At 70.5% G+C, this 20,293-nt stretch carries 23 protein-coding genes, 1 tRNA gene and 1 riboswitch; of the genes, 18 read left to right on the plus strand and 6 right to left on the minus strand.

Annotation, left to right across the window (positions count from 1 at the left end; all coding sequences use genetic code 11):
• Nucleotides 1–43 precede the first annotated feature (43 nt).
• Nucleotides 44–1,396, minus strand: a complete 1,353-nt coding sequence (locus HUV60_RS21035; RefSeq protein WP_257848800.1) for a nicotinate phosphoribosyltransferase — start codon at nt 1,394–1,396, stop codon at nt 44–46.
• A gap of 119 nt (nt 1,397–1,515) precedes the next feature.
• On the opposite strand from HUV60_RS21035, the gene clpS reads away from it, so the two are divergent.
• The 7 genes from clpS (at nt 1,516) to HUV60_RS21065 (ending at nt 6,572) form a co-directional block, all read left to right on the plus strand.
• Nucleotides 1,516–1,833, plus strand: a complete 318-nt coding sequence (gene clpS / locus HUV60_RS21040) for an ATP-dependent Clp protease adapter ClpS (RefSeq protein ID WP_257848801.1) — start codon at nt 1,516–1,518, stop codon at nt 1,831–1,833.
• 98 nt (nt 1,834–1,931) lie between these two features.
• Nucleotides 1,932–2,534 carry a DUF2017 domain-containing protein gene (locus HUV60_RS21045; protein ID WP_257848802.1) on the plus strand — a complete coding sequence of 201 codons (603 nt, stop codon included), beginning with the start codon at nt 1,932–1,934 and terminating at the stop codon, nt 2,532–2,534.
• Nucleotides 2,535–2,893: 359 nt separating this feature from the next.
• Entirely contained in the window at nt 2,894–4,435 is a 1,542-nt protein-coding gene (locus HUV60_RS21050; protein ID WP_257848803.1) for an alanine/glycine:cation symporter family protein, read from the plus strand.
• A gap of 122 nt (nt 4,436–4,557) precedes the next feature.
• Nucleotides 4,558–4,980 (plus strand): M67 family metallopeptidase, encoded by a 423-nt coding sequence (locus HUV60_RS21055; RefSeq protein WP_257848804.1) that lies wholly within the window; start codon nt 4,558–4,560, stop codon nt 4,978–4,980.
• 131 nt (nt 4,981–5,111) lie between these two features.
• Nucleotides 5,112–5,207 (plus strand): putative leader peptide, encoded by a 96-nt coding sequence (locus tag HUV60_RS33600; protein WP_323056066.1) that lies wholly within the window; start codon nt 5,112–5,114, stop codon nt 5,205–5,207.
• A 121-nt stretch (nt 5,208–5,328) separates the two neighbouring features.
• Nucleotides 5,329–5,616 (plus strand): MoaD/ThiS family protein, encoded by a 288-nt coding sequence (locus HUV60_RS21060; protein ID WP_257848806.1) that lies wholly within the window; start codon nt 5,329–5,331, stop codon nt 5,614–5,616.
• Between the two features lie 5 nt (nt 5,617–5,621).
• Nucleotides 5,622–6,572 carry a PLP-dependent cysteine synthase family protein gene (locus HUV60_RS21065; RefSeq protein WP_257848807.1) on the plus strand — a complete coding sequence of 317 codons (951 nt, stop codon included), beginning with the start codon at nt 5,622–5,624 and terminating at the stop codon, nt 6,570–6,572.
• A 99-nt stretch (nt 6,573–6,671) separates the two neighbouring features.
• On the opposite strand, the gene HUV60_RS21070 is transcribed toward HUV60_RS21065, so the two are convergent.
• Nucleotides 6,672–7,160, minus strand: a complete 489-nt coding sequence (locus HUV60_RS21070) for a type II toxin-antitoxin system PemK/MazF family toxin (RefSeq protein ID WP_257848808.1) — start codon at nt 7,158–7,160, stop codon at nt 6,672–6,674.
• A gap of 203 nt (nt 7,161–7,363) precedes the next feature.
• Between HUV60_RS21070 and HUV60_RS21075 the strand changes: the two genes are divergently transcribed.
• Nucleotides 7,364–8,116, plus strand: a complete 753-nt coding sequence (locus HUV60_RS21075) for an MBL fold metallo-hydrolase (protein WP_257848809.1) — start codon at nt 7,364–7,366, stop codon at nt 8,114–8,116.
• Between the two features lie 147 nt (nt 8,117–8,263).
• On the opposite strand, the gene HUV60_RS21080 is transcribed toward HUV60_RS21075, so the two are convergent.
• Nucleotides 8,264–9,571 carry a PTS transporter subunit EIIC gene (locus tag HUV60_RS21080; RefSeq protein WP_257848810.1) on the minus strand — a complete coding sequence of 436 codons (1,308 nt, stop codon included), beginning with the start codon at nt 9,569–9,571 and terminating at the stop codon, nt 8,264–8,266.
• Nucleotides 9,572–9,712: 141 nt separating this feature from the next.
• Here HUV60_RS21080 and HUV60_RS21085 point away from each other — a divergent pair, with 141 nt between their 5' ends.
• From HUV60_RS21085 to rdgB, 4 genes are all read left to right on the plus strand, one after another.
• The gene (locus HUV60_RS21085) at nt 9,713–9,991 is read left to right on the plus strand and encodes a PTS glucose/sucrose transporter subunit IIB (protein WP_257850186.1); all 279 of its coding nucleotides are present in this window, start codon (nt 9,713–9,715) and stop codon (nt 9,989–9,991) included.
• Between the two features lie 111 nt (nt 9,992–10,102).
• Complete coding sequence (rph, locus tag HUV60_RS21090) at nt 10,103–10,840, plus strand: ribonuclease PH (protein ID WP_257848811.1); 738 nt, start codon at nt 10,103–10,105, stop codon at nt 10,838–10,840.
• 159 nt (nt 10,841–10,999) lie between these two features.
• The gene (locus HUV60_RS21095; protein WP_257848812.1) at nt 11,000–11,407 is read left to right on the plus strand and encodes a hypothetical protein; all 408 of its coding nucleotides are present in this window, start codon (nt 11,000–11,002) and stop codon (nt 11,405–11,407) included.
• 68 nt (nt 11,408–11,475) lie between these two features.
• A complete protein-coding gene (rdgB, locus tag HUV60_RS21100) occupies nt 11,476–12,078 on the plus strand; it encodes an RdgB/HAM1 family non-canonical purine NTP pyrophosphatase (protein ID WP_257848813.1) in 603 nt (200 codons plus the stop codon).
• 52 nt (nt 12,079–12,130) lie between these two features.
• Here the strand turns inward: rdgB and HUV60_RS21105 are convergent.
• A tRNA-Leu gene (locus HUV60_RS21105) sits at nt 12,131–12,214 on the minus strand.
• Between the two features lie 663 nt (nt 12,215–12,877).
• A complete protein-coding gene (gene bcp / locus HUV60_RS21110; RefSeq protein WP_257848814.1) occupies nt 12,878–13,345 on the minus strand; it encodes a thioredoxin-dependent thiol peroxidase in 468 nt (155 codons plus the stop codon).
• 153 nt (nt 13,346–13,498) lie between these two features.
• Between bcp and HUV60_RS21115 the strand changes: the two genes are divergently transcribed.
• The 3 genes from HUV60_RS21115 (at nt 13,499) to HUV60_RS21125 (ending at nt 14,746) form a co-directional block, all read left to right on the plus strand.
• Nucleotides 13,499–13,828 (plus strand): DUF3618 domain-containing protein, encoded by a 330-nt coding sequence (locus HUV60_RS21115; protein WP_257850187.1) that lies wholly within the window; start codon nt 13,499–13,501, stop codon nt 13,826–13,828.
• Between the two features lie 49 nt (nt 13,829–13,877).
• Nucleotides 13,878–14,237, plus strand: a complete 360-nt coding sequence (locus HUV60_RS21120; RefSeq protein ID WP_257848815.1) for a GroES family chaperonin — start codon at nt 13,878–13,880, stop codon at nt 14,235–14,237.
• Nucleotides 14,238–14,324: 87 nt separating this feature from the next.
• Nucleotides 14,325–14,384, plus strand: a riboswitch (guanidine-III (ykkC-III) riboswitch).
• Nucleotides 14,385–14,425: 41 nt separating this feature from the next.
• Nucleotides 14,426–14,746 carry a DMT family transporter gene (locus tag HUV60_RS21125; protein ID WP_257848816.1) on the plus strand — a complete coding sequence of 107 codons (321 nt, stop codon included), beginning with the start codon at nt 14,426–14,428 and terminating at the stop codon, nt 14,744–14,746.
• Between the two features lie 35 nt (nt 14,747–14,781).
• On the opposite strand, the gene HUV60_RS21130 is transcribed toward HUV60_RS21125, so the two are convergent.
• Nucleotides 14,782–17,106 carry a transglycosylase domain-containing protein gene (locus HUV60_RS21130; protein WP_257848817.1) on the minus strand — a complete coding sequence of 775 codons (2,325 nt, stop codon included), beginning with the start codon at nt 17,104–17,106 and terminating at the stop codon, nt 14,782–14,784.
• A 359-nt stretch (nt 17,107–17,465) separates the two neighbouring features.
• Between HUV60_RS21130 and HUV60_RS21135 the strand changes: the two genes are divergently transcribed.
• From HUV60_RS21135 to HUV60_RS21145, 3 genes are all read left to right on the plus strand, one after another.
• Nucleotides 17,466–18,272 (plus strand): ABC transporter permease, encoded by an 807-nt coding sequence (locus HUV60_RS21135; protein ID WP_257848818.1) that lies wholly within the window; start codon nt 17,466–17,468, stop codon nt 18,270–18,272.
• A 136-nt stretch (nt 18,273–18,408) separates the two neighbouring features.
• Nucleotides 18,409–19,173, plus strand: coding sequence for an ABC transporter permease (locus HUV60_RS21140; RefSeq protein WP_257848819.1), 765 nt, complete (start codon nt 18,409–18,411; stop codon nt 19,171–19,173).
• Between the two features lie 72 nt (nt 19,174–19,245).
• A complete protein-coding gene (locus tag HUV60_RS21145; protein ID WP_257850188.1) occupies nt 19,246–20,283 on the plus strand; it encodes an ABC transporter ATP-binding protein in 1,038 nt (345 codons plus the stop codon).
• Nucleotides 20,284–20,293: the final 10 nt, after the last annotated feature.

Here is a 20,293-nt window from a genome sequence, read left to right on the forward strand (position 1 = left end):
AGGGGGCGGACGGGGGACAGGGGGCGGGTTCCCAGGACAGCCGTTAGCTACCCGAGCCCAGGTGCAGGTACTCCGTCGGAATGACGGGTTCCCCGCGGGACAGCTGGGTCGCGGACAGCGGCAGGCCGGCGCGGGCCGCCGCGTGCCGTGCGCGGAGCCGGTCCAGCGGCTCGCGCGCGGTCGCGGTCACCTCGCCGCCCTTGACCAGTTCCACCAGCAGCTGCCGGTCGGCCAGCTCCTCGGGGAGCCGCCCGGTGCCGACCACCTCGGCCTCGGCGACGCCGTGCCCGTCCAGCCGGCGCGCGGCCCACTTGCGGCCGCCGATGGACGTCTTGCCGCCGGAGGACCGTTTCGCCACGGGAGCCAGCGGCGCCCCGGCGTCGGCGGACCGGGCGCGGGCGACCAGCTTGTAGACCATGGAGGCCGTCGGATGCCCGGAGCCGGTCACCAGCTGGGTGCCGACGCCGTACGCGTCCACCGGCGCGGCGGCCAGCGAGGCGATGGCGTACTCGTCGAGGTCCGAGGTCACGGTGATCTTCGTGCCGGTGGCGCCCAGCTCGTCCAGCTGCTGGCGAACCCGGTGCGCGACCAGCAGCAGGTCGCCGGAGTCGATCCGGACCGAGCCCAGGGACGGGCCGGCGACCTCGACGGCCGTACGGACGGCCTCGGCCACGTCGTAGGTGTCCACCAGGAGCGTCGTACCGGCGCCGAGGGAGTCCACCTGCGCGCGGAAGGCGTCCCGCTCACTGTCGTGCACCAGGGTGAAGGCGTGGGCGGAGGTGCCCACGGTCGGGATGTTGTAGCGGAAGCCGGCCGCCAGATCGGAGGTGGAGGTGAAGCCGCCCACGTAGGCGGCCCGGGAGGCGGCCACCGCGGCCAGTTCGTGGGTGCGCCGGGCACCCATCTCGATCAGCGGCCGGCCCCCGGCGGCCGACGACATCCGGGAGGCCGCCGCGGCGATCGCCGAGTCGTGGTTGAGGATCGACAGGATCACCGTCTCCAGCAGCACGCACTCCGCGAAGCTGCCCTCGACGCGCATGACCGGCGAGCCCGGGAAGTAGACCTCGCCCTCCGGGTAGCCCCAGATGTCCCCGGAGAAGCGGTAGTCCGCCAGCCAGTCGAGGGTCGGCCCGTCGACGACGTTCTTCTCGCGCAGGAACTCGAGGACGGGGCCCTCGAAACGGAAGTTCTCCACCGCGTCCAGGACCCGCCCGGTGCCGGCCACGACGCCGTAGCGGCGGCCCTCCGGCAGGCGCCGGGTGAAGACCTCGAAGACGCTGCGCCGTTCGGCGGTGCCACCGCTCAGGGCGGCCTGCAGCATCGTCAGCTCGTAGTGGTCGGTGAAGAGCGCCGTCGACGGCACCGCCACCGGCAGCCCAAGGTCCGCTGTGTTCATATGACGGATGCTACCCCCTTTTCGTCGTTCTGACGATTTCAGTTCCGGTCTCCGGTCCGCGGGGCTCCGCGGGGGCCCGCGCGGGCCGGTTTGTACTCCCGGCCCCTTCCGGTGGCAGCATGGGCAGTGTGACGTCACCCGCACCCCTGGAGATCGAACGCACCGAGTCGGCGGAAGAGACCTTCGCCGTGCCCGGGCCCGACGCCCCCTGGATCACCCTCGTCCACAACGACCCGGTCAACCTCATGAGCTACGTGACGTACGTCTTCCAGGCGTACTTCGGCTACTCCAAGGACAAGGCCACCAAGCTCATGCTCGATGTCCACCGCAAGGGCCGGGCCGTCGTCTCCAGCGGCACCCGCGAGGAAATGGAACGCGACGTCCAGGCCATGCACGGCTACGGCCTGTGGGCCACGCTCCAGCAGGACCGGAAGTAGCCCGCCGCCCGGCCCGGGAGCGACCCGCCGGCCGGACCGGAAGCAGCCCGCCCATGACCCGCCCCCGCCCGCAGGACCGGAAGTAGCGAATCGCCTCCATGTCAGGACACTTCGAACCGCTCCCCGGCGGCGGCGCGTCCGTCGCCCTCGACGACGTCGAGATCTCCATCATCCGCTCCCTGGCCGTACAGCTCGTGGAGCTGATCGGCCCCGGCCCGGCCGCGCAGGCGCCCGACGACCCGCTCGCCGAACTCTTCGCCGAGGGCCCGAGCGAACCGCCCGCCGACCCCGTGCTGCGCCGCCTCTTCCCGGACGCCTACGGCGACCCCGGCGCGTCCGCCCCGGCCGAGGGCGCCGAGCAACGGCGGGCGCACTCCGCGGAGTTCCGCCGCTTCACCGAGAACGACCTGCGGGCCGGCAAGCGCGAGAACGCCCTCGCGGTGATCCGCTCCCTGGACGGGCTCGCCGTGGCCGGCGGGGGAGGGGCGGTGCTCGAGCTCTCCGCCGAGGAGTCCCGGCAGTGGCTCGGCGCGCTGAACGACCTGCGGCTGGCGATCGGTTCCCGGCTGCAGATCGACGACGAGGACGACACCGACCTCCTCTTCCACCTCCCGGACGAGGACCCGCGCAAGCCCATGGTGATGGCCTACCTGTGGCTCGGAGGGCTCCAGGAAACCCTGGTATCGACCCTGATGCCGTAAACCCGCGGTCATGCCGTAGCGGCGTGCCGAATGTCCGGACACCTCCGCTGATCCGTTCGCTCAGGGGATCCTCAAATCCGGATAACGATCCTGTCACCGACCCTTCTGGTTACTGCCTTCGAGTGACCTGGTGTGACATGCATCACTCAACTATGTGTAAACGGCGTGGTAAAACCTGGCAACTCGCTTGCGGCGCCGACTCGCCGTGACCGGGGGAAGCCGCTGTGATCGGGAAGCCGGTTGCTGCCGGTGCTCCGTCGCCGAACGGACGACGTCCGTCCATGCCGCAGGTCATGTGCCGGACGTCGTGCCGCTCTGCTGCACCACGTCAGCACATCCCCACCCCTTGAGGTAGTTCGATGTCACTCGACTCCATCACCACATCCATCGACGACGCCGTCGGCGATTTCTTCGATCCCGTCGCGACCACGGCCGCCGACATCGTCTTCTACACGGTCTCCGTCGGTGGCACCGACCTTCCGCTCATCGTCGCCTGGCTGGTGATCGCGGGCCTGGTCTTCACCGGCTGGTTCGGCCTGGTCCAGGTGCGCAAGTTCAAGCTCGCCGTCGACGTCGTACGCGGCAAGTACGACGAGGACGGCTCGCCCGGTGAGGTCAACCACTTCCAGGCGCTGACCGCGGCCGTCTCCGGCACCGTCGGCCTCGGCAACATCGCCGGTGTCGCCGTCGCCGTCTCCATCGGCGGTCCCGGCGCCACCTTCTGGATGATCCTCTGCGGCCTGCTCGGCATGGCGACCAAGTTCGTCGAGGTCACCCTCGGCGTGAAGTACCGCGAGCAGCACCCCGACGGCACCGTCTCCGGCGGGCCCATGCACTATCTGCCCAAGGGCCTCGCCGAGCGCTTCGGCAGCGGCGGCGCCGTGCTCGGCAAGGTCCTCGCCGTGCTCGCCTCGGTCATGATCCTCTTCTTCGGCCTCTTCGGCGGCAACCTGTTCCAGACCAACCAGAGCTACGCCCAGATCTCCTCGACCTTCGGCGGCGAGGACGGCTTCCTGGCCTCCTCCGCGGGCGCCGTGCTGTTCGGTCTGGTCGTCGCCGCCCTGGTCGGCCTCGTGCTGCTCGGCGGCATCCGCTCCATCGCCTCGGTCACCAGCCGGCTGGTCCCGGCGATGGCCGCCATGTACATCGTCGCCTGCCTGGTCGTCATCCTGACCAACGTCACCGCGGTGCCCGACGCGATCGGGACCATCTTCCAGGGTGCCTTCGAGGCCGAAGGCGTGGCGGGCGGTGTGATCGGTGCCCTGATCGTCGGCTTCCAGCGGGCCGCCTTCTCCAACGAGGCCGGCCTCGGCTCCGCCCCGATCGCCCACTCCGCGGTCAAGACCAAGCACCCCGCGAGCGAGGGACTGGTCGCCCTCCTCGAGCCCTTCATCGACACGGTCGTCGTCTGCACCATGACCGCGCTCACCATCGTCATCGCCAACCCCGCCAGCTGGGGCGAGGCCCGCGAGGGCGAGAGCATCGGCGGCGTCACCATCACCTCCGACGCCTTCGAGACCGTCCTGCCCTGGTTCCCGAACCTGCTGACGGTCGCGGTGCTGCTGTTCGCCTTCTCCACGATCCTGACCTGGGGCTACTACGGCCTCAAGGCCTGGGCGTACCTCTTCGGCCGGGGCAAGGTCAGCGAGATCACCTTCAAGGCGGTGTGGAGCCTGTTCGTGATCGCGGGCTCCCTGCTCTCCCTCGACTCCCTGATCAGCCTCGCCGACTCGGCGCTCTTCCTGCTCTCCGTGTTCAACATCATCGGCCTCTACCTGCTGGCCCCCGTGGTCAAGCGGGAGCTGAACTCCTTCCTGGAGTACGTCAAGGTCCGCAAGGCCGGACAGGCTGAGGGCCCGGCGCCCGACGCGGACGAGACGGAGACCGCGAAGGCCCTCTGACTCCCGAGGCCACCGGCCGGAGACCCTTGGCCGTCCGGCCGGTGACCCGCAGGTGTCCGGCATCCGGGCCGCTCCGTACCACCCCCCGGTACGGAGCGGCCCGTCTGCTTATCCTGAGCTTCATGCTGACCATCACCCAGGAGCTGTACGACCGGATCGTCGCCCACGCGCGCGAGGACCACCCCGACGAGGCGTGCGGCGTGGTGGCGGGCCCGGCGGGCTCCGGCCGCCCCGAGCGTTTCGTGCCCATGCTGAACGCGGCCCGCTCACCCACGTTCTACGAGTTCGACTCGAAGGACCTGCTCAAGCTCTACCGCGAGATGGACGACAACGACGAGGAACCGGTGATCGTCTACCACTCGCACACCGCGACCGAGGCCCGCCCCTCCCGCACCGACATCTCCCTCGCGAGCGAGCCCGGCGCCCACTACGTCCTGGTCTCCACCGCCGACACCGACGGCCTCGGCGACTTCCAGTTCCGCTCCTTCAGGATCGTGGACGGCGAGGTCACGGAGGAGGAGGTCGAGGTCGTCGAGGCGTACTGAGCCGTGCCGGACCCCCGCGCGAGCGGCGCGGACCGGGCTCCGAACAGCCTCTTCCCACATGCCGGTCGCCCGTCTTCCGGAGTGTGAGACGGCACTCGGATCCGGTCATCGGGAATCGATACGATGACCCCATGGTTCTCCATGACGTGAGCGACAAGACGCCGGGCAAGCTGCTCGTGGCGCGGCTGCACGTCGACCTGTGCCGACTCGCCAGCGCCATCTGTTGACATCGAGCCTCCCGCCGCACGGCCCGTGAGCCCGGCGGCACCACCGTGCACGGACACCCGTGCGCCGCCCGCGCCGCCGCGCGCCCACCGACAGACGACATCACCGAAGGAGCCCTCCGCCATGGCCATCGAGGTCCGGATCCCGACCATCCTCCGCCAGTACACCGACGGTCAGAAGGCGGTGGAGGGTACCGGAAACACCCTCACCGAGCTCTTCGCCGACCTCGAGACCCGGCATGCCGGCATCCGGGCCCGCCTCGTCGACGACGCCAACGGCGACCAGCTGCGCCGCTTCGTCAACGTGTACCTCAACGACGAGGACGTCCGCTTCCTCGACGGCATCGACACCAAGCTGACCGACGGCGACAGCATCACGATCCTGCCGGCCGTGGCCGGCGGCACGGCCTGATCCGGATGCGCTACGACTCGCCGCTGGCCGCGGTCGGCAACACCCCGCTGGTGCGCCTGCCGCGGCTCTCGCCGTCGGCCGACGTCCGTGTCTGGGCGAAGCTCGAGGACCGCAACCCGACCGGTTCGATCAAGGACCGTCCGGCCATGTTCATGATCGAGCAGGCGGAGAAGGACGGCCGGCTCACCCCGGGCTGCACCATCCTGGAGCCGACGTCCGGCAACACCGGCATCTCCCTGGCGATGGCCGCCAAGCTCAAGGGCTACCGCATGGTGTGCGTGATGCCCGAGAACACCTCGCAGGAGCGCCGGGACCTCCTGTCCATGTGGGGCGCGGAGATCATCTCCTCCCCGGCCGCCGGCGGCTCCAACACCGCCGTGCGGGTCGCCAAGGAGATCGGCGCCGAGCACCCGGACTGGGTGATGCTCTACCAGTACGGCAACCCGGACAACGCGGGTGCCCACTACACGACCACCGGCCCGGAGATTCTCGCCGACCTGCCCTCGATCACGCACTTCGTGGCCGGCCTCGGCACCACCGGCACCCTCATGGGCGTCGGCCGCTACCTGCGCGAGCACAAGCCCGACGTGCGGATCGTCGCCGCCGAACCCCGCTACGACGACCTGGTCTACGGGCTGCGCAACCTCGACGAGGGCTTCGTCCCCGAGCTGTACGACGCCTCCGTCCTCACCACCCGCTTCTCCGTCGGCTCCGCCGACGCCGTCACCCGGACCCGTGAACTCCTCCAGCGGGAAGGCATCTTCGCCGGTGTCTCCACCGGGGCCGCCCTGCACGCCGCGATCGGCGTCGCGAACAAGGCGCTCAAGGCGGGGGAGAGCGCCGACGTCGTCTTCGTCGTCGCCGACGGCGGCTGGAAGTACCTGTCGACCGGCGTCTACACCGCCGCCACGACGGAGGAAGCCATCGAAACGCTCCAGGGCCAGCTCTGGGCGTGACACGAGAGCAGGCGCACCCAGGCGCAGTACGAGGGGGCCGGAGATCCACTCCGGCCCCCTCGCCGTTCCTCCGGGCGCGTCCCGCGTTCGCCGCCGCGCTCACTTCGCCAGATGCCGGACCCGGTCCCACACCGCCGGGTCCACGACCCCCACCCGGCGCCGGAACTTCCGCACCGGAACCTCGCGCAGGTCGTCCGTCTCCAGGAAACTCGCCCGCCCCCGGGCGTCCCCGACGGACCCCTCGGGCAGCGGGACCACACCGGCGCGGCCCTCCCGGAAGCGGGTCGTGATCTTCGCGACGGTCGCCCGCTCCCCGCGCACCGCCAGCACCAGACACGGCCGGTCCTTCGACGCCCCGTCCCCCGACGGCACCCCGTTCCCCGCCTCCGGCACATCCTCGTAGGGCACGTCGGCCCACCAGATCTCCGCGGGCCGCGGCCGGCCGCCCCCCGCGTCCGTCACCGCCTCCGGCCCGGCCGGCGCGCTGCGGACGCGGGGCCGGTGTCCCCGGCCCCATCCGTCCACGAGCGCGGCGACCAGTGCGAGCAGTACCACCGCGACGAGTGCGAGCCACCACGACGTGTTCATGGCCCGACGGTACCGGCGCGGGCCGCACCCGCGCGCCCTCCCGCGCGCCCCACGTGACCCGCTTCCAGCCGAACCGGTGACAGCACAGGTGAGTTCCCCCACAACCGCCTTTGGCGGAGGAGCGACCGAAGGTTTTGCGCCTTACGCTCGACGAACCGCACGACCCCCGTTTTCACTACCCCGCCAGCGGAGGTTTCTGCTCCATGAAGCTCACCGTCGTCGGCTGCTCGGGGTCGTTCCCGTCCGCGGAATCGGCCTGCTCGAGCTACCTCGTAGAGGCCGACGGCTTCCGGCTGCTCCTCGACATGGGCAACGGTGCTCTGGGCGAGCTGCAGCGCCACTGCGGTCTCTACGACCTCGACGCGATCTTCCTCAGCCATCTGCACGCCGACCACTGCATCGACATGTGCGCGTACTTCGTGGCGCGCTACTACCGGCACGACGGAGGCCGCTGCGGCCCGATCCCGGTCCACGGACCCGAGGGCACCGAGCACCGGCTGACCACCGCCTACGCCGACACCCCCTCGGCCTCCTCCATGAGCGAGGTCTTCGACTTCCACACGGTCAAGCCGTCCACCTTCGAGCTCGGCCCGTTCGTCGTGCACATCGAACGCGTCGCGCACCCGGTGGAGGCGTACGCCATCCGTCTCGAGCACGGAGGGAAGTCGCTGACGTACTCCGGCGACACCGGAGTGAGTACGGCGCTCGACGAACTCGCCCACGAAACCGACCTGTTCCTGTGCGAGGCCGCGTTCACCGACGGCAAGGAGAACATCCCCGACCTGCATCTCAACGGCCGCGAGGCGGGTGAGTCGGCGGCCCGCGCCCGTGCCCGCCGGCTGGTCCTCACCCACATCGCCCCGTGGACCGACCCGCAGGTCAACCTCGCCGACGCCCGCACGGCCTACGACGGTCCGGTGGAACTCGCGGCGCCCGGCGCGACGTACGTGATCTGAACTTCCGCACCCCGCCCCGCTCGCACGCACGCACGCACGCACGCACGTACGTACGCACGGCGAACGCACCGGGGCCCCGCAGCCGTCGTCCTCGACGGCTGCGGGGCCCCGGTCATGCTGCCGTCGCCGGGGGGCGACGAGGACCGCTCACGCCTTGGTGGTGTCCTCGACCTCCTCCTCGGGCTCGCGGCCCGGAGTCTTCAGATCGAACCTCGTGATCGCGAACCGGAAGATCACGTAGTACGCCCCCGCGAAGCACAACCCGATCGGGACGATCAGCCACGGCCTCGTCGCCAGATTCCAGTTGATGACGTAGTCGATCAGCCCCGCCGAGAAACTGAACCCGTCGTGCACCCCGAGCCCCCACGTCACCGCCATCGACACCCCCGTCAGCACCGCGTGCACCGCGTACAGCACCGGCGCGATGAACAGGAACGAGTACTCGATCGGCTCCGTGATGCCCGTGACGAACGACGTCAGCGCCACCGACAGCATCAGGCCACCGACCTCCTTGCGCCGGGCCGGCCTCGCACAGTGCGTGATCGCCAGCGCCGCCGCCGGCAGCGCGAACATCATGATCGGGAAGAAACCGGAGAGGAACTGCCCGGCGTCCGGGTCACCCGCCAGGAACATGTTGATGTCACCGTGCACCACCGAACCGTCCGGCTTGGTGTAACTGCCGAACTGGAACCACACCGGCACGTTCAGGAACTGGTGCAGCCCCACCACCAGCAGCGCCCGGTTCGCCACACCGAACACGCCCGCACCCCACGCGCCCAGCCCCACCATCCAGTCGCTGAAGCCCTCCAGCGCGTCACCGATCGGCGGCCAGATCCACAGGCACAGCGCGGCGAACACGATCGCCGCGAACGCCATGACGATCGGCACGAGCCGCCGGCCGTTGAAGAAGCCCAGCCAGTCCACCAGCCTCGTCCGGTGGAACCGCTGCCAGAAGTACGCCGCCATCAGCCCGACGACGATGCCGCCGAACACCCCCGGATTCTGGTACTCGAACGCCGTCACCGTCCCGTCCGTCACCTGACACCCGACATTCGGAACCGCCTCGGAGCCCTCCGGGCAGTCCTGCGGGAACTGACGCAGCACGTTGTAGTAGACGAGGAACCCCGCAACCGCCGCCAGCGCCGTCGATCCGTCCGCCTTCTTCGCCATGCCGATGGCCACCCCCACGCAGAACAGCAGCGGCAGCCCCAGCGAACCGTCCAGCAGTGCGCCGCCCGCCCCCACCATCACCCTGGAGACGTCCGTCCAGCCGAGCCCGTCCTCCCCGAACACGTCCGGCTGGCCCAGCCGGTTGAGGATGCCCGCCGCCGGCAGCACCGCGATCGGCAGCTGCAGACTGCGGCCCATCTTCTGCAGACCCTGGAAGAAGCGGTGCCGGCGTTCCCGCACGGGACCGACCGAAGGCTCGGCGCCGGCGGGACTCCGCGTACTCATCCGGCCCCCTTCACGGGCAGACGTCTGCGACGGGTTTTGGCGACGGCCCCCTGGTGGTGTAGACCAGTTGGGGGCGGTCCCGCTGCCGTGACGTCATCCTTCGGCACCGACGGCACGACCGCTCGCGAAGATGGGCCAACTGTGGGTTACTGCGACCAAAGCGGTTCGGATCAGGGAGAAGCGAACATGGCCACCAAGGCTGAGAAGATCGTCGCCGGACTCGGCGGCATCGGCAACATCGAAGAGATCGAAGGCTGCATCACCCGCCTCCGCACCGAAGTCGTCGACCCCGCCAAGGTCGACGACGCCGCGCTGAAGTCCGCCGGCGCCCACGGCGTCGTCAAGATGGGCACCGCCATCCAGGTCGTCATCGGCACCGACGCCGACCCCATCGCAGCCGAGATCGAAGACATGATGTGACCACCGCACACCCGGGGGGCCGGGAACTCCCGGCCCCCCAGGGCCCCTTCCCGGCGGCGGCCTAGCCGTACAGGGAAAGGGCCCCTCCCCTGTACGGCTAGGCTCGACGCCATGTCTCGAAACGACGGCCGCACCCCCGAACAACTCCGCCCGGTCACCATCGACCGCGGCTGGAGCAAGCACGCCGAAGGCTCCGTCCTCGTCTCCTTCGGCGACACCAAGGTCCTCTGCACCGCCTCCGTCACCGAAGGCGTCCCCCGCTGGCGCAAGGGCAGCGGCGAGGGCTGGGTGACCGCCGAGTACTCGATGCTCCCCCGCGCCACCCACACACGCGGCGACCGCGAATCCGTCCGGGGTCGCATCGGCGGACGCACCCACGAGATCAGCCGCCTCATCGGCCGGTCCCTGCGCGCCGTCATCGACTGCAAACAACTCGGTGAGAACACCGTCGTCCTCGACTGCGACGTCCTCCAGGCCGACGGCGGCACCCGCACCGCGGCCATCACCGGCGCCTACGTCGCCCTCGCCGACGCCATCAACTGGTCCAGGGACAACAAACTCATCCGCGCCAGCCGCCAGCCCCTCACCGGCACCGTCAGCGCCGTCTCCGTCGGCATCGTCGACGGCGCCCCCCTCCTCGACCTCTGCTACGAGGAGGACGTCCGCGCCGACACCGACATGAACGTCGTCTGCACCGGCGACGGCCGCTTCGTCGAAGTCCAGGGCACCGCCGAGGCCCAGCCCTTCGACCGGACCGAACTGAACGCACTCCTCGACCTCGCCGTCGCCGGCTGCGCCGCACTGACTACCGCACAGCGCACCGCACTTGATAGCGTCCTCGAAAGGTAAAAGACGCACCAAGGGGGTGGCCGACGCGGGCAACCGCGCCGGCCACCCCCGCGTCTACAGGGGCACGGACGTACGGATCGACTCGGCTCCGCCCGACTCGACCCCGGGCGCCCGGTCAGCGAGGAGGGCCGTCCTGGCCCCACGAGGGAGGGACCGTCCATGGCCGCGAGCCGCCGACGCCGCCGCACCACCACCACCACCGTCGCCGCCACACTGGCGGCCGTCGCGCTCACCGCCGGACTCACCACCGGCTGCAGCGCCGTCGACAAGGCACTCGACTGCGTCCGCACCGCCGACGCCATCGCCGACAGCGTCACCGAACTCCAGCAGGCCGTCGACAACGCCTCCAACGACGCCACCCAGCTCGAGGAGTCCCTCGACTCCATCGAGCAGAACCTCGGCGAGATAGGCGACCAGACCGACAACGCCGACGTCGGCGAGGCCGTCGACGGCCTCGACAAGGCCGTCGGCAACGTCCGCACCTCCCTCGAGGACGGCGACCCCACCCCCGACATCAGCCCGGTCACCGACGCGGCCGGTGAACTGACCAAGGTCTGCACGCCGTAGCACCCGGCGGAAAGCAGCCGACGGGAACGGCGACGGGTCGGCCATGGGGGCCCGGAATACTGGACCCCATGACCCGCCTGATCCTCGCCACCCGCAACGCCGGAAAGATCACCGAACTCCGGTCGATCCTCGCCGAAGCCGGACTGCCCCACGAACTCGTCGGCGCCGACGCCTGCCCCGGCGTCGGCGACGTCAAGGAAACCGGCACCACCTTCGCCGAGAACGCCCTCCTCAAGGCTCACGCCCTCGCCCGTGCCACCGGCCACCCCGCCGTCGCCGACGACTCCGGCCTCTGTGTCGACGTCCTCGGCGGCGCCCCCGGCATCTTCTCCGCCCGCTGGGCCGGCCGCCACGGCGACGACCGGGCCAACCTCGACCTGCTCCTGGCCCAGCTCTCCGACATCGCCGGCGCCCACCGCGGCGCCCACTTCGCCTGCGCCGCCGCCCTCGCCCTCCCCGACGGCACGCAGCGTGTCGTCGAAGGCCAGCTGAGGGGCACCCTGCGCCACACCCCGGCCGGCACGAACGGTTTCGGCTACGACCCGATCCTCCAGCCGGACGGGGAGAACAGGACGTGCGCGGAGCTCTCCCCCGCCGAGAAGAACGCCATCAGCCACCGGGGCAGGGCCTTCCGGGCGTTGGTACCGGCGGTGCGGGAGCTGCTGGGCTGAGCCCACATGACAACGGCCTGCGCATCGTCTTTCGATGCGCAGGCCTTTAGTGTGCGGCGGAAGGGATTCGAACCCTCAAGCCCGATCAAGGGCCACAGATCCTAAGTCTGCCGCGTCGCCGTTGCGCCACCGCCGCTGGTGCCTTTCATGCTACCGGGGGGCGTGCATTGCCTGGCGCCTCCCCTGCACCACGTGCTGGTGACCGCGTGGCAGCCGGGGCGGAGCAACCGCAAGTTCTCACGCCGGCCGTCCCGCCGTTCCCCGTCGATGTGACCGACCTCCGACATCATCGGCATCCCGCGCCGGTCGGGCCCGACGTCACCACGCGGCGCAGCGTTCGGGTGCACCGATCCCGCTCAGGGCTCGACGGAGTTGTGGTGTTCTCGCGCGGCGCTTGATGCCGTGCAGGACCAGGAAGTCTTCAGGACTCTTCACGGGAAGGGAGTCCGACCTTCCTCGCCGGTGCGCCTGTCCCGGAGAACACGCGGTTGGAATCTGCTCCCCCGCGGCGTGTGAAACGTCCGCGTCCGATCTCTTCGTCCGCTCCCGGACGTACGCCCGCGTCGAACCCTCCGGATCCCCCCGCCGCACCGACGCCTCCGGCGACGTCCGCGCCCCCGGGCCGCCTCCTCCAGCCGCTCCTTCGCGTACGCGCCGACTCCCCTCGAGTCCCCTCCGTTCCCGGCCACCCGTTCGCGGTCTCGTACGGAGTGACGAACCGTTTGCCGGGCGGTCACGCACGACATGCGGAACGGCCCGTACCGGGGTGTGGGTACGGGCCGTTCGCGGGCGCTGCGTCTCAGACGCCCAGGTCCCTGATGATCTTGGCCACGTGGCCCGTCGCCTTGACGTTGTAGAGGGCGCGTTCGACCTTGCCCTCCTCGTCGACGACGACCGTGGAGCGGATCACGCCGACGACCGTCTTGCCGTACAGCTTCTTCTCGCCGAAGGCGCCGTACGCCTCCAGGACCTGCTTGTCCGGGTCGGCGAGGAGGGTGACCTTCAGGGATTCCTGCTCGCGGAACCTGGCGAGCTTCTCGGGCTTGTCGGGGGAGATGCCGACGACGTCGTAGCCCGCGCCGGCCAGCAGGTCCAGGTTGTCGGTGAAGTCGCAGGCCTGCTTGGTGCAGCCGGGGGTGAGCGCCGCCGGGTAGAAGTAGACGATGACCTTGCGGCCCTTGTAGCCGGCCAGGGACACGTCGGTGCCGTCCGCGTCGGTCAGGGTGAAGGCGGGGGCCACGTCTCCGGGCTCGAGGCGTTCGCTCATCGGTCGGGTCTCCTCGTACGTACACGCTGGGTGGATCGGATGCCGGGATCGAGGGTATCCGGGTGCCTTGACCGTGCGGGGCGGCGCGAAGCTGACAGACTGTCCGGCACAGGTACGGCTTTTATGGTTTCAGCGGATTTCGGAGGCGACACGGTGGCGGACACGGCGGACACCAGGACCCCGGCGCAGATCGAGGCGGACATCAGTCGCCGTCGCGCGGTGCTGGCCGAGACCCTGGACGAGATCGGCGCGCGGGTGCATCCGAAGACGATCGTCGGGGACGCGAAGGCCAGGGTCGCGTCCAACGTCGATCACACGCTCGGCAGGGCGTACGTCGGGGCCAATCGTGTGGTGAGCGATGTCAAGGCGCAGTTCGTGGACGTGAACGGGTCGCCGCGGCTCGAGCGGGTCGTGCCGGCCGCGGTCCTGGTGGTGGGCGTGGTGGGGCTGCTGGCCCTGGGGTCCCGTCGGCGCGGGCGCTGATCCGGACCCGGTCGCGTACGTCGGTGGCGTAGGCAGGTAGGTTTCAGGCGTGAGCGCCAAGAAGAACGAGCACGCCCCCCGGCACGACGACAAGCTGCCCATCCGGATGCTGCACGACCGCGTACTCGTGCGGCAGGACGCGAGCGAGGGCGAGCGGCGGTCCGGGGGCGGCATCCTGATTCCCGCGACGGCGGCGGTCGGCCGTCGGCTGGCCTGGGCCGAGGTCGTCGCGGTGGGACAGAACGTCCGGACGGTGGAGCCGGGCGACCGGGTGCTGTACGACCCGGAAGACCGTGCGGAGGTCGAGGTGCGGGGTACCGCGTACGTGCTCATGCGCGAGCGTGATCTGCACGCGGTGGCCGCGGACCGGTTCGAGGGGTCGGAGGACTCGACGGGCCTGTACCTGTAGGTCTTGCAGGTCGGTGAGACTGTGCGGAAGGGCTGGTGACCATGGTCACCAGCCCTTCCGGCCGTCCTGGCCGGGGTTTTAGAGTGGACGGACCCACTGGGCCCCGACGAGACGCGCCGTACCGGGGTGAGGCAAAGACGACGCACTCCCGTTTCGACGTGTCGAGTCGTGTTCCGGAGGTGCCTGGAGTGGCGTGGGTTCTGTTGGTCGTGGCCGGTCTGCTCGAGGTGGGCTGGGCGGTCGGGATGAAGTACACCGAGGGGTTCACCCGGCTGGTGCCCAGCCTGCTGACCGGTGCCGGCATCGTGGCGAGCATGGTGCTGTTGTCGTACGCGGCGAAGACGCTGCCGATCGGCACGGCGTACGGCGTGTGGGTGGGGATCGGGGCCGCCGGGGCGGCGGTGCTGGGCATGGCGGTGCTGGGGGAGCCGGTGACCGCCGCCCGGATCTTCTTCGTGTGCCTGCTGGTGGTCGCGGTGGTGGGGCTGAAGGCGACGTCGGGGCACTGAGCCCCGACGTCGAGGGAGCCGCGTGGTGCGGTCGGTCAGTCGCCGCGGGGGCGTGGGATGAATCCGGTGAGGCCGCCGCGGCCGCCCGTGCCGGTGTCCTCGCCGGTTCCGCCCGCCCCGCCGGTTTCCCCGGGTCCGCCGCTGTCCGCGTCGCCCGTGGTGCCGCCGGTCGGCCCGTCCGTGGTGCCGCCGTTGGTGCCGTCGTTCGTCCCGCCTCCGTTGTCCCCGTTCTCGCTGCTGCCGTCGCCCGGGTCCGGGCCGCGGCTCGTGCTTCCGTCCTGTCCGGGGGTCCTGGACGTGTCGTCGCCCGGGGCGGTGGCGGACGGGCGGGAGCTGGAGTCGGCGGTGGGCGGCGCGGTCCGTTCGGCGCCGGCCTGCAGGTCGAGGTCGAAGTCGCTGACGGGTTCGCCCTCCAGCGCGTCCCGGGTGAACTGGGCCCAGATCTCGGCGGGTACCCCGCCGCCGTTGACGCGGGGCATGCCCATCGCGCCGTACAGCTTCTCCTGTGCGGCGGTGACCGGGTTCTGGCCCATGACCGCGACGACGGTGGCGAGTTCGGGGGTGTAGCCGGCGAACCAGGCGGCCTTGTCCTCCTCCGCGGTGCCGGTCTTGCCGGCGGCGGGGCGGCCCGCGCCGAGGGCGGCGGACGCGGTGCCGTTCTGGACGACGCCGCGCAGGACGGCGGTGGTGGTGTCGGCGGCTTCGCGGCTGACGGCCCGGCGTGTCTTTCGTTCGGGCAGCGGCACCGTCTCCTTCCCGTCCTTGGCGATCTTCTCGATCAGGACGGCGTCGCCGTGCACGCCGTGGTTGGCGAGGGTCGCGTACGCCTCGGCCATGTCCAGGGTGCTGGCGGTGGCGACGCCGAGGGCGATGGACGGGGAGGGGGTCAGTTCGGGTGTGGTGGAGGGGACGCCGAGGCCGATGGCGGTCTGCCGGACCTTGTCGGAGCCGACATCGACCGCCATCTGGGCGTAGACGGCGTTGACGGACTTGTCGGTGGCCTCGCGGACGGTGATGTCGCCGTACGACCGGTCGTCCTCGTTGGCCGGGTCGTAGCGGCCGCCGGGCCAGCCCTCGACGGGCCGTTTGTTGGTGCCGTCGTAGACGGTGTTCGGGGTAATGGGGCGGCCGTCCTGGGTGCTGGAGCCGTTCTCGACGGCCGAGGCGAACACGAACGGCTTGAAGACGGAGCCGACCTGGTAGTCCCTGCGGGTGGCGTTGGGGGTGTACTGCTTGACGTAGTCGATGCCGTTGTACATCGCGCGGACCTTGCCGGTCTTCGGCTCGACGGCGGTGCCGCCGGCGCGGACGTACGTGTCGACCTCGCGTGCCTCCTGGTCGAGCCGGTCCGTCAGGTTGTCGTTGACGGATTCGACGAAGGCGTCCTGCTTGTCCTTCTGCAGGGTCGTGGTGATGCGGTAGCCGCCCGCGTCGAGTTCCTCCTCGTCCACGATCCTGTTCCCGGTCAGGTGGTCCTTCATGATCTGCACGATGTAGCCGCGCTGGCCGGACATGCCGGTGGAGTCGGTGTTCCCCTTGGGCGTGGGGAACGTCAGTCCGGCCCGCTCGGTCGTGCTCAGCCAGCCCTTCCCGACCATGCCGTCCAGGACGTAGTTCCAGCGGGACTCTGCGGCCGGGCGGTTCTCCGGGTGGGCGATGACGTCGTACTGGCTGGGGGCGTTGACCAGGGCGGCGAGGTAGGCGGCGCGGCCGACGTCGAGGTCCTTCGCGTCCACGCCGTAGTAGGCGTGGGCGGCGGCCTGGATGCCGTAGGCGTTGCGGCCGAAGTAGCTGGTGTTGAGGTAGCCCTCGAGGATCTTGTCCTTGCTCTGCTCGCGGTCCAGCTTGATGGCGATGAAGAACTCCTTCACCTTGCGGGTGACGGTCTGGTCCTGCCGCAGGTAGTAGTTCTTCACGTACTGCTGGGTGATGGTAGAGCCGGACTGCTTGCCCTTGCCGGTGGCGGTGTTCCAGGCGGCGCGGATCATGGCCTGGGGGTCGACGGCGGACTCGGTGTAGAAGTCGCGGTCCTCGGCGGCGAGGACCGCGTGCCGCGCGTCCTTCGAGATCCGGCCGAGGCCGACGTTCTCCCGGTTGACCTCGCCGTCCCGGGCGATGACGGAGCCGTCGGCGTAGAGGTAGACGTTGGCCTGCTTGATCGCGAGAGCGTTGGCGGGCGGGATCTGCACGAGGGTGTAGCCGAGGAGGAAGACGCCGAGGAGCAGGAGCGCGGAGAGGAGGAAGGCGCTGAGCGTCATCCGCCAGGTGGGGACGATCCGGCGCCATCCGGTGCGCCCGGGCCTCGGCTCTCGGGGGCCCCAGCCCTGGCCGGGCTGCTGTGGCTGCGGCTCGTCGCTCATGTCGTGCACGGACTCCTGTTTCGCCTTGTTCCTGCGGGTACGGCCGATACAACCAGTACAGCCGGTATGGCCGGTGCAGCCGGTATGGCGGTGCAGCCGTAACAAGCGGTACGCCTGATGCGTGCGCGTACGCGTGGTGCGTCCCCTTATAGAAGACTGTCGCATCCGGTGAACCGTTCCTGTCGGCGGCGCGTGTCGGTCCGCCGTACGGCATCTCACACGTATGGCCCCGGAGCGCCGGAAAATGCCTGGCAGCGAGTCGGCCGTCGGTACTAGGTTCGTGCGCTTGGGCGTCTTCGGGGACGCCGGACGAGTACGCCGGGCGAGTGTGCCGGGCGGGGCGAGGACCGGAGGCGGTTGTGGGGTCAGGCTCGGCCCGGTTGTACGCGGCGGTCGCGGTGGGCGGCTTCCGGCGGTACGCGACCTACCGGGTGGCGACGGCGGCCGGGGTGTTCACCAACACCGTCTTCGGTCTGATCCTCGTGTACACGTACCTGGCGCTGTGGAACGAGCGGCCGGACCTCGGGGGGTACGGGCAGGCGCAGGCGGTCACGTACGTGTGGCTGGGACAGGCACTCTACGCGACGCTGGCCATTCAGGGCGGCGGCTTCGAGATCGAGCTGATGGAGCGGATCCGTACGGGTGCCGTCGCGATCGACCTGTACCGGCCCGCCGACCTGCAGGGGTGGTGGCTGGCGCAGGACCTGGGCCGCTCGGTGTTCCAGCTCCTGGGGCGGGGCGTGGCCCCCTTCCTGTTCGGGGTGACGGTCTTCCCCGTGGCGCTGCCGGACGATCCGCTGACCTGGGCCGCCTTCCTGACGGCGGTGGTGCTGGCGATGGTGGTCAGTTTCGCGATCCGCTACCTGGTGGCGCTGAGCGCGTTCTGGCTGCTGGACGGCACGGGGACGATGCAGATGCTGATGATCGTGGGGATGCTCTGCTCGGGCATGGTGCTGCCGCTGAACGTCTTCCCGGGCATGTTCGGCGAGGTCGTGCGGATGCTGCCCTGGGCGGCGCTGCTCCAGGGCCCGGCCGACGTCCTGATGGGGGAGACGAGCGTGCTGCGGGTCTTCGCGCTCCAGGGCGCGTGGGCGGTGGCGCTGCTGGCCGTGGGACGGCTGCTGCAGACGGCGGCGACGCGGCGGGTGGTGGTCCAGGGTGGCTGAGGGCGGCGGGCGGGACAGAGGATTTGATTCCGTTTCCGGTTCCAGTCCCGTTTCCGGGTCCGCGTCCGGTCCCGGGCGGCCCGGCAGGTGGTCCGGGGCGGTGCGGGGGGTGCGCGCGTACGGACTGATCGCGGGGATGTGGATTCGTTCGACCCTGGTGTACCGGACGTCGTTCGTACTGACGACCATCGGCGGTGTCGTGGTGACCGGCCTTGACTTCGTCGGTATCGCGCTGATGTTCTCGCACCTCGACGTGCTGGCCGGCCATGCCCTGGCCGAGGTGGCCTTCCTGTACGGCCTGTCCATGGTGTCGTTCGGCATCGCGGACCTGGCGCTGGGCTCGATGGACCGGCTGGGGCGCCGGGTGCGGGACGGCACGCTCGACACGTTGCTGGTGCGGCCGGTGCCGGTGCTCGCACAGGTCGCCGCGGACCGCTTCGCCCTGCGCCGCGTGGGGCGCATGGTGCAGGGGCTGGTGGTCCTCGGCTGGGCCGTCGCCGCGCTCGACGTCGACTGGACGGTCCTGAAGCTGCTGCTGGTGCCGGTGACGGTGGTCAGCGGCGCGGCGATCTTCTGCGCGGTGTTCGTGGGGGGCGCGGCCGTCCAGTTCGTGGCGCAGGACGCGTCCGAGGTGCAGAACGCGTTCACCTACGGCGGGCAGACGATGCTGCAGTATCCGCCGGTGCTGTTCGCGCAGGAGCTGGTGTGCGGGGTGACGTTCGTACTGCCGCTCGCCTTCGTCAACTGGGTTCCCGCATCGTACGTGTGGGGACGGCCGTATCCGCTGGACCTGCCCGAGTGGGCGGCGTTCCTGGCGCCGGCCGTGGCGGCGGTGTGCTGCGCGCTGGCCGGGTGGGCGTGGCGGGCGGGGCTGCGTTCGTATCGGAGTACAGGGAGTTAGTGGGCCGTGGGCAACGACAGTGCGTACGACGAGGGCGAAGGCGACGACGGGAGCCGCGAGGACCGGGAGTTCATCCTTCTCGACCGGGTCGAGAAGGTCTTCGACGTGCGGAAGAAGACCGGGTTCATGAAGCGGGAGCGGCGGCGGGTGCGGGCCGTGGACTCGCTCTCGTTCTCCGTGGCCCGCGGCGAGATGGTCGGCTACATCGGGCCCAACGGCGCGGGCAAGTCGACCACGATCAAGATGCTGACCGGGATCCTCACCCCGAGCGGCGGCCGGCTGCGGGTGGCCGGCATCGACCCCACCCGGGAGCGGATGCGGCTGGCGCACCGCATAGGGGTGGTGTTCGGGCAGCGGACGACGCTGTGGTGGGACCTGCCGCTGCTCGACTCGTACCGGCTGATGCACCGCATGTACCGTATTCCCGACGTCCGTTATCGCGCGAACCTGGACCGGCTCGTCGAACTCCTCGACCTGGGCGACCTGTTGGACACCCCGGTACGGCAGCTCTCCCTGGGGCAGCGGATGCGTGGCGACATCGCGGCGGCGCTGCTGCACGATCCGGAGGTGCTGTACCTGGACGAGCCGACGATCGGTCTGGACGTCATCTCCAAGAGCAGGGTGCGGGACTTCCTGCGGGAGCTGAACGCCGAGCGGGCCACGACGGTACTGCTGACCACGCACGACCTGCAGGACATCGAGCAGTTGTGCTCGCGGGTGATGGTCATCGACCACGGCCGCCTGATGTACGACGGTGCGCTCGCCGGCCTGCACCGGGTGGGGGAGAGCGAACGGACGCTGGTGGTGGACCTGGAACGGGAGGTGCCGCCGATCGACGTGCCGGCCCTCGCGCGGGTGGTGCGGGTGGAGGGGCCGAGGCAGTGGCTGGCGTTCCCGGCGGCGCAGTCGGCGGCTCCGCTGGTGGCGCGGATCGCGGCGGAGTACCCGCTGGTGGACCTTTCGGTGCGGGAGCCGGACATCGAGGCCGTGATCGCGAAGATGTACGCGGAGCGGGCGGGCCAGAGGGACCGGGTGGACCGGGTGGAAGGGACCGCCGGAGGAGCCCCGCCCGACGCCCGGGACGAGGGCGCCGGGCGGGTGGTCTCGTAGCCCTCGGCCG

Origin of the sequence: Streptomyces sp. KMM 9044, assembly GCF_024701375.2 — a bacterium.
GTDB lineage: Bacteria > Actinomycetota > Actinomycetes > Streptomycetales > Streptomycetaceae > Streptomyces.

Bases quoted from the DNA above. Each gene is read 5' to 3' on its own strand.
- HUV60_RS21035 (WP_257848800.1), bottom strand. From the start codon at position 1,396: ATGAACACAGCGGACCTTGGGCTGCCGGTGGCGGTGCCGTCGACGGCG.
- clpS (WP_257848801.1), top strand. From the start codon at position 1,516: ATGGGCAGTGTGACGTCACCCGCACCCCTGGAGATCGAACGCACCGAG.
- HUV60_RS21045 (WP_257848802.1), top strand. From the start codon at position 1,932: ATGTCAGGACACTTCGAACCGCTCCCCGGCGGCGGCGCGTCCGTCGCC.
- HUV60_RS21050 (WP_257848803.1), top strand. From the start codon at position 2,894: ATGTCACTCGACTCCATCACCACATCCATCGACGACGCCGTCGGCGAT.
- HUV60_RS21055 (WP_257848804.1), top strand. From the start codon at position 4,558: ATGCTGACCATCACCCAGGAGCTGTACGACCGGATCGTCGCCCACGCG.
- HUV60_RS33600 (WP_323056066.1), top strand. From the start codon at position 5,112: ATGGTTCTCCATGACGTGAGCGACAAGACGCCGGGCAAGCTGCTCGTG.
- HUV60_RS21060 (WP_257848806.1), top strand. From the start codon at position 5,329: ATGGCCATCGAGGTCCGGATCCCGACCATCCTCCGCCAGTACACCGAC.
- HUV60_RS21065 (WP_257848807.1), top strand. From the start codon at position 5,622: ATGCGCTACGACTCGCCGCTGGCCGCGGTCGGCAACACCCCGCTGGTG.
- HUV60_RS21070 (WP_257848808.1), bottom strand. From the start codon at position 7,160: ATGAACACGTCGTGGTGGCTCGCACTCGTCGCGGTGGTACTGCTCGCA.
- HUV60_RS21075 (WP_257848809.1), top strand. From the start codon at position 7,364: ATGAAGCTCACCGTCGTCGGCTGCTCGGGGTCGTTCCCGTCCGCGGAA.
- HUV60_RS21080 (WP_257848810.1), bottom strand. From the start codon at position 9,571: ATGAGTACGCGGAGTCCCGCCGGCGCCGAGCCTTCGGTCGGTCCCGTG.
- rph (WP_257848811.1), top strand. From the start codon at position 10,103: ATGTCTCGAAACGACGGCCGCACCCCCGAACAACTCCGCCCGGTCACC.
- HUV60_RS21095 (WP_257848812.1), top strand. From the start codon at position 11,000: ATGGCCGCGAGCCGCCGACGCCGCCGCACCACCACCACCACCGTCGCC.
- rdgB (WP_257848813.1), top strand. From the start codon at position 11,476: ATGACCCGCCTGATCCTCGCCACCCGCAACGCCGGAAAGATCACCGAA.
- bcp (WP_257848814.1), bottom strand. From the start codon at position 13,345: ATGAGCGAACGCCTCGAGCCCGGAGACGTGGCCCCCGCCTTCACCCTG.
- HUV60_RS21130 (WP_257848817.1), bottom strand. From the start codon at position 17,106: ATGAGCGACGAGCCGCAGCCACAGCAGCCCGGCCAGGGCTGGGGCCCC.
- HUV60_RS21140 (WP_257848819.1), top strand. From the start codon at position 18,409: ATGTGGATTCGTTCGACCCTGGTGTACCGGACGTCGTTCGTACTGACG.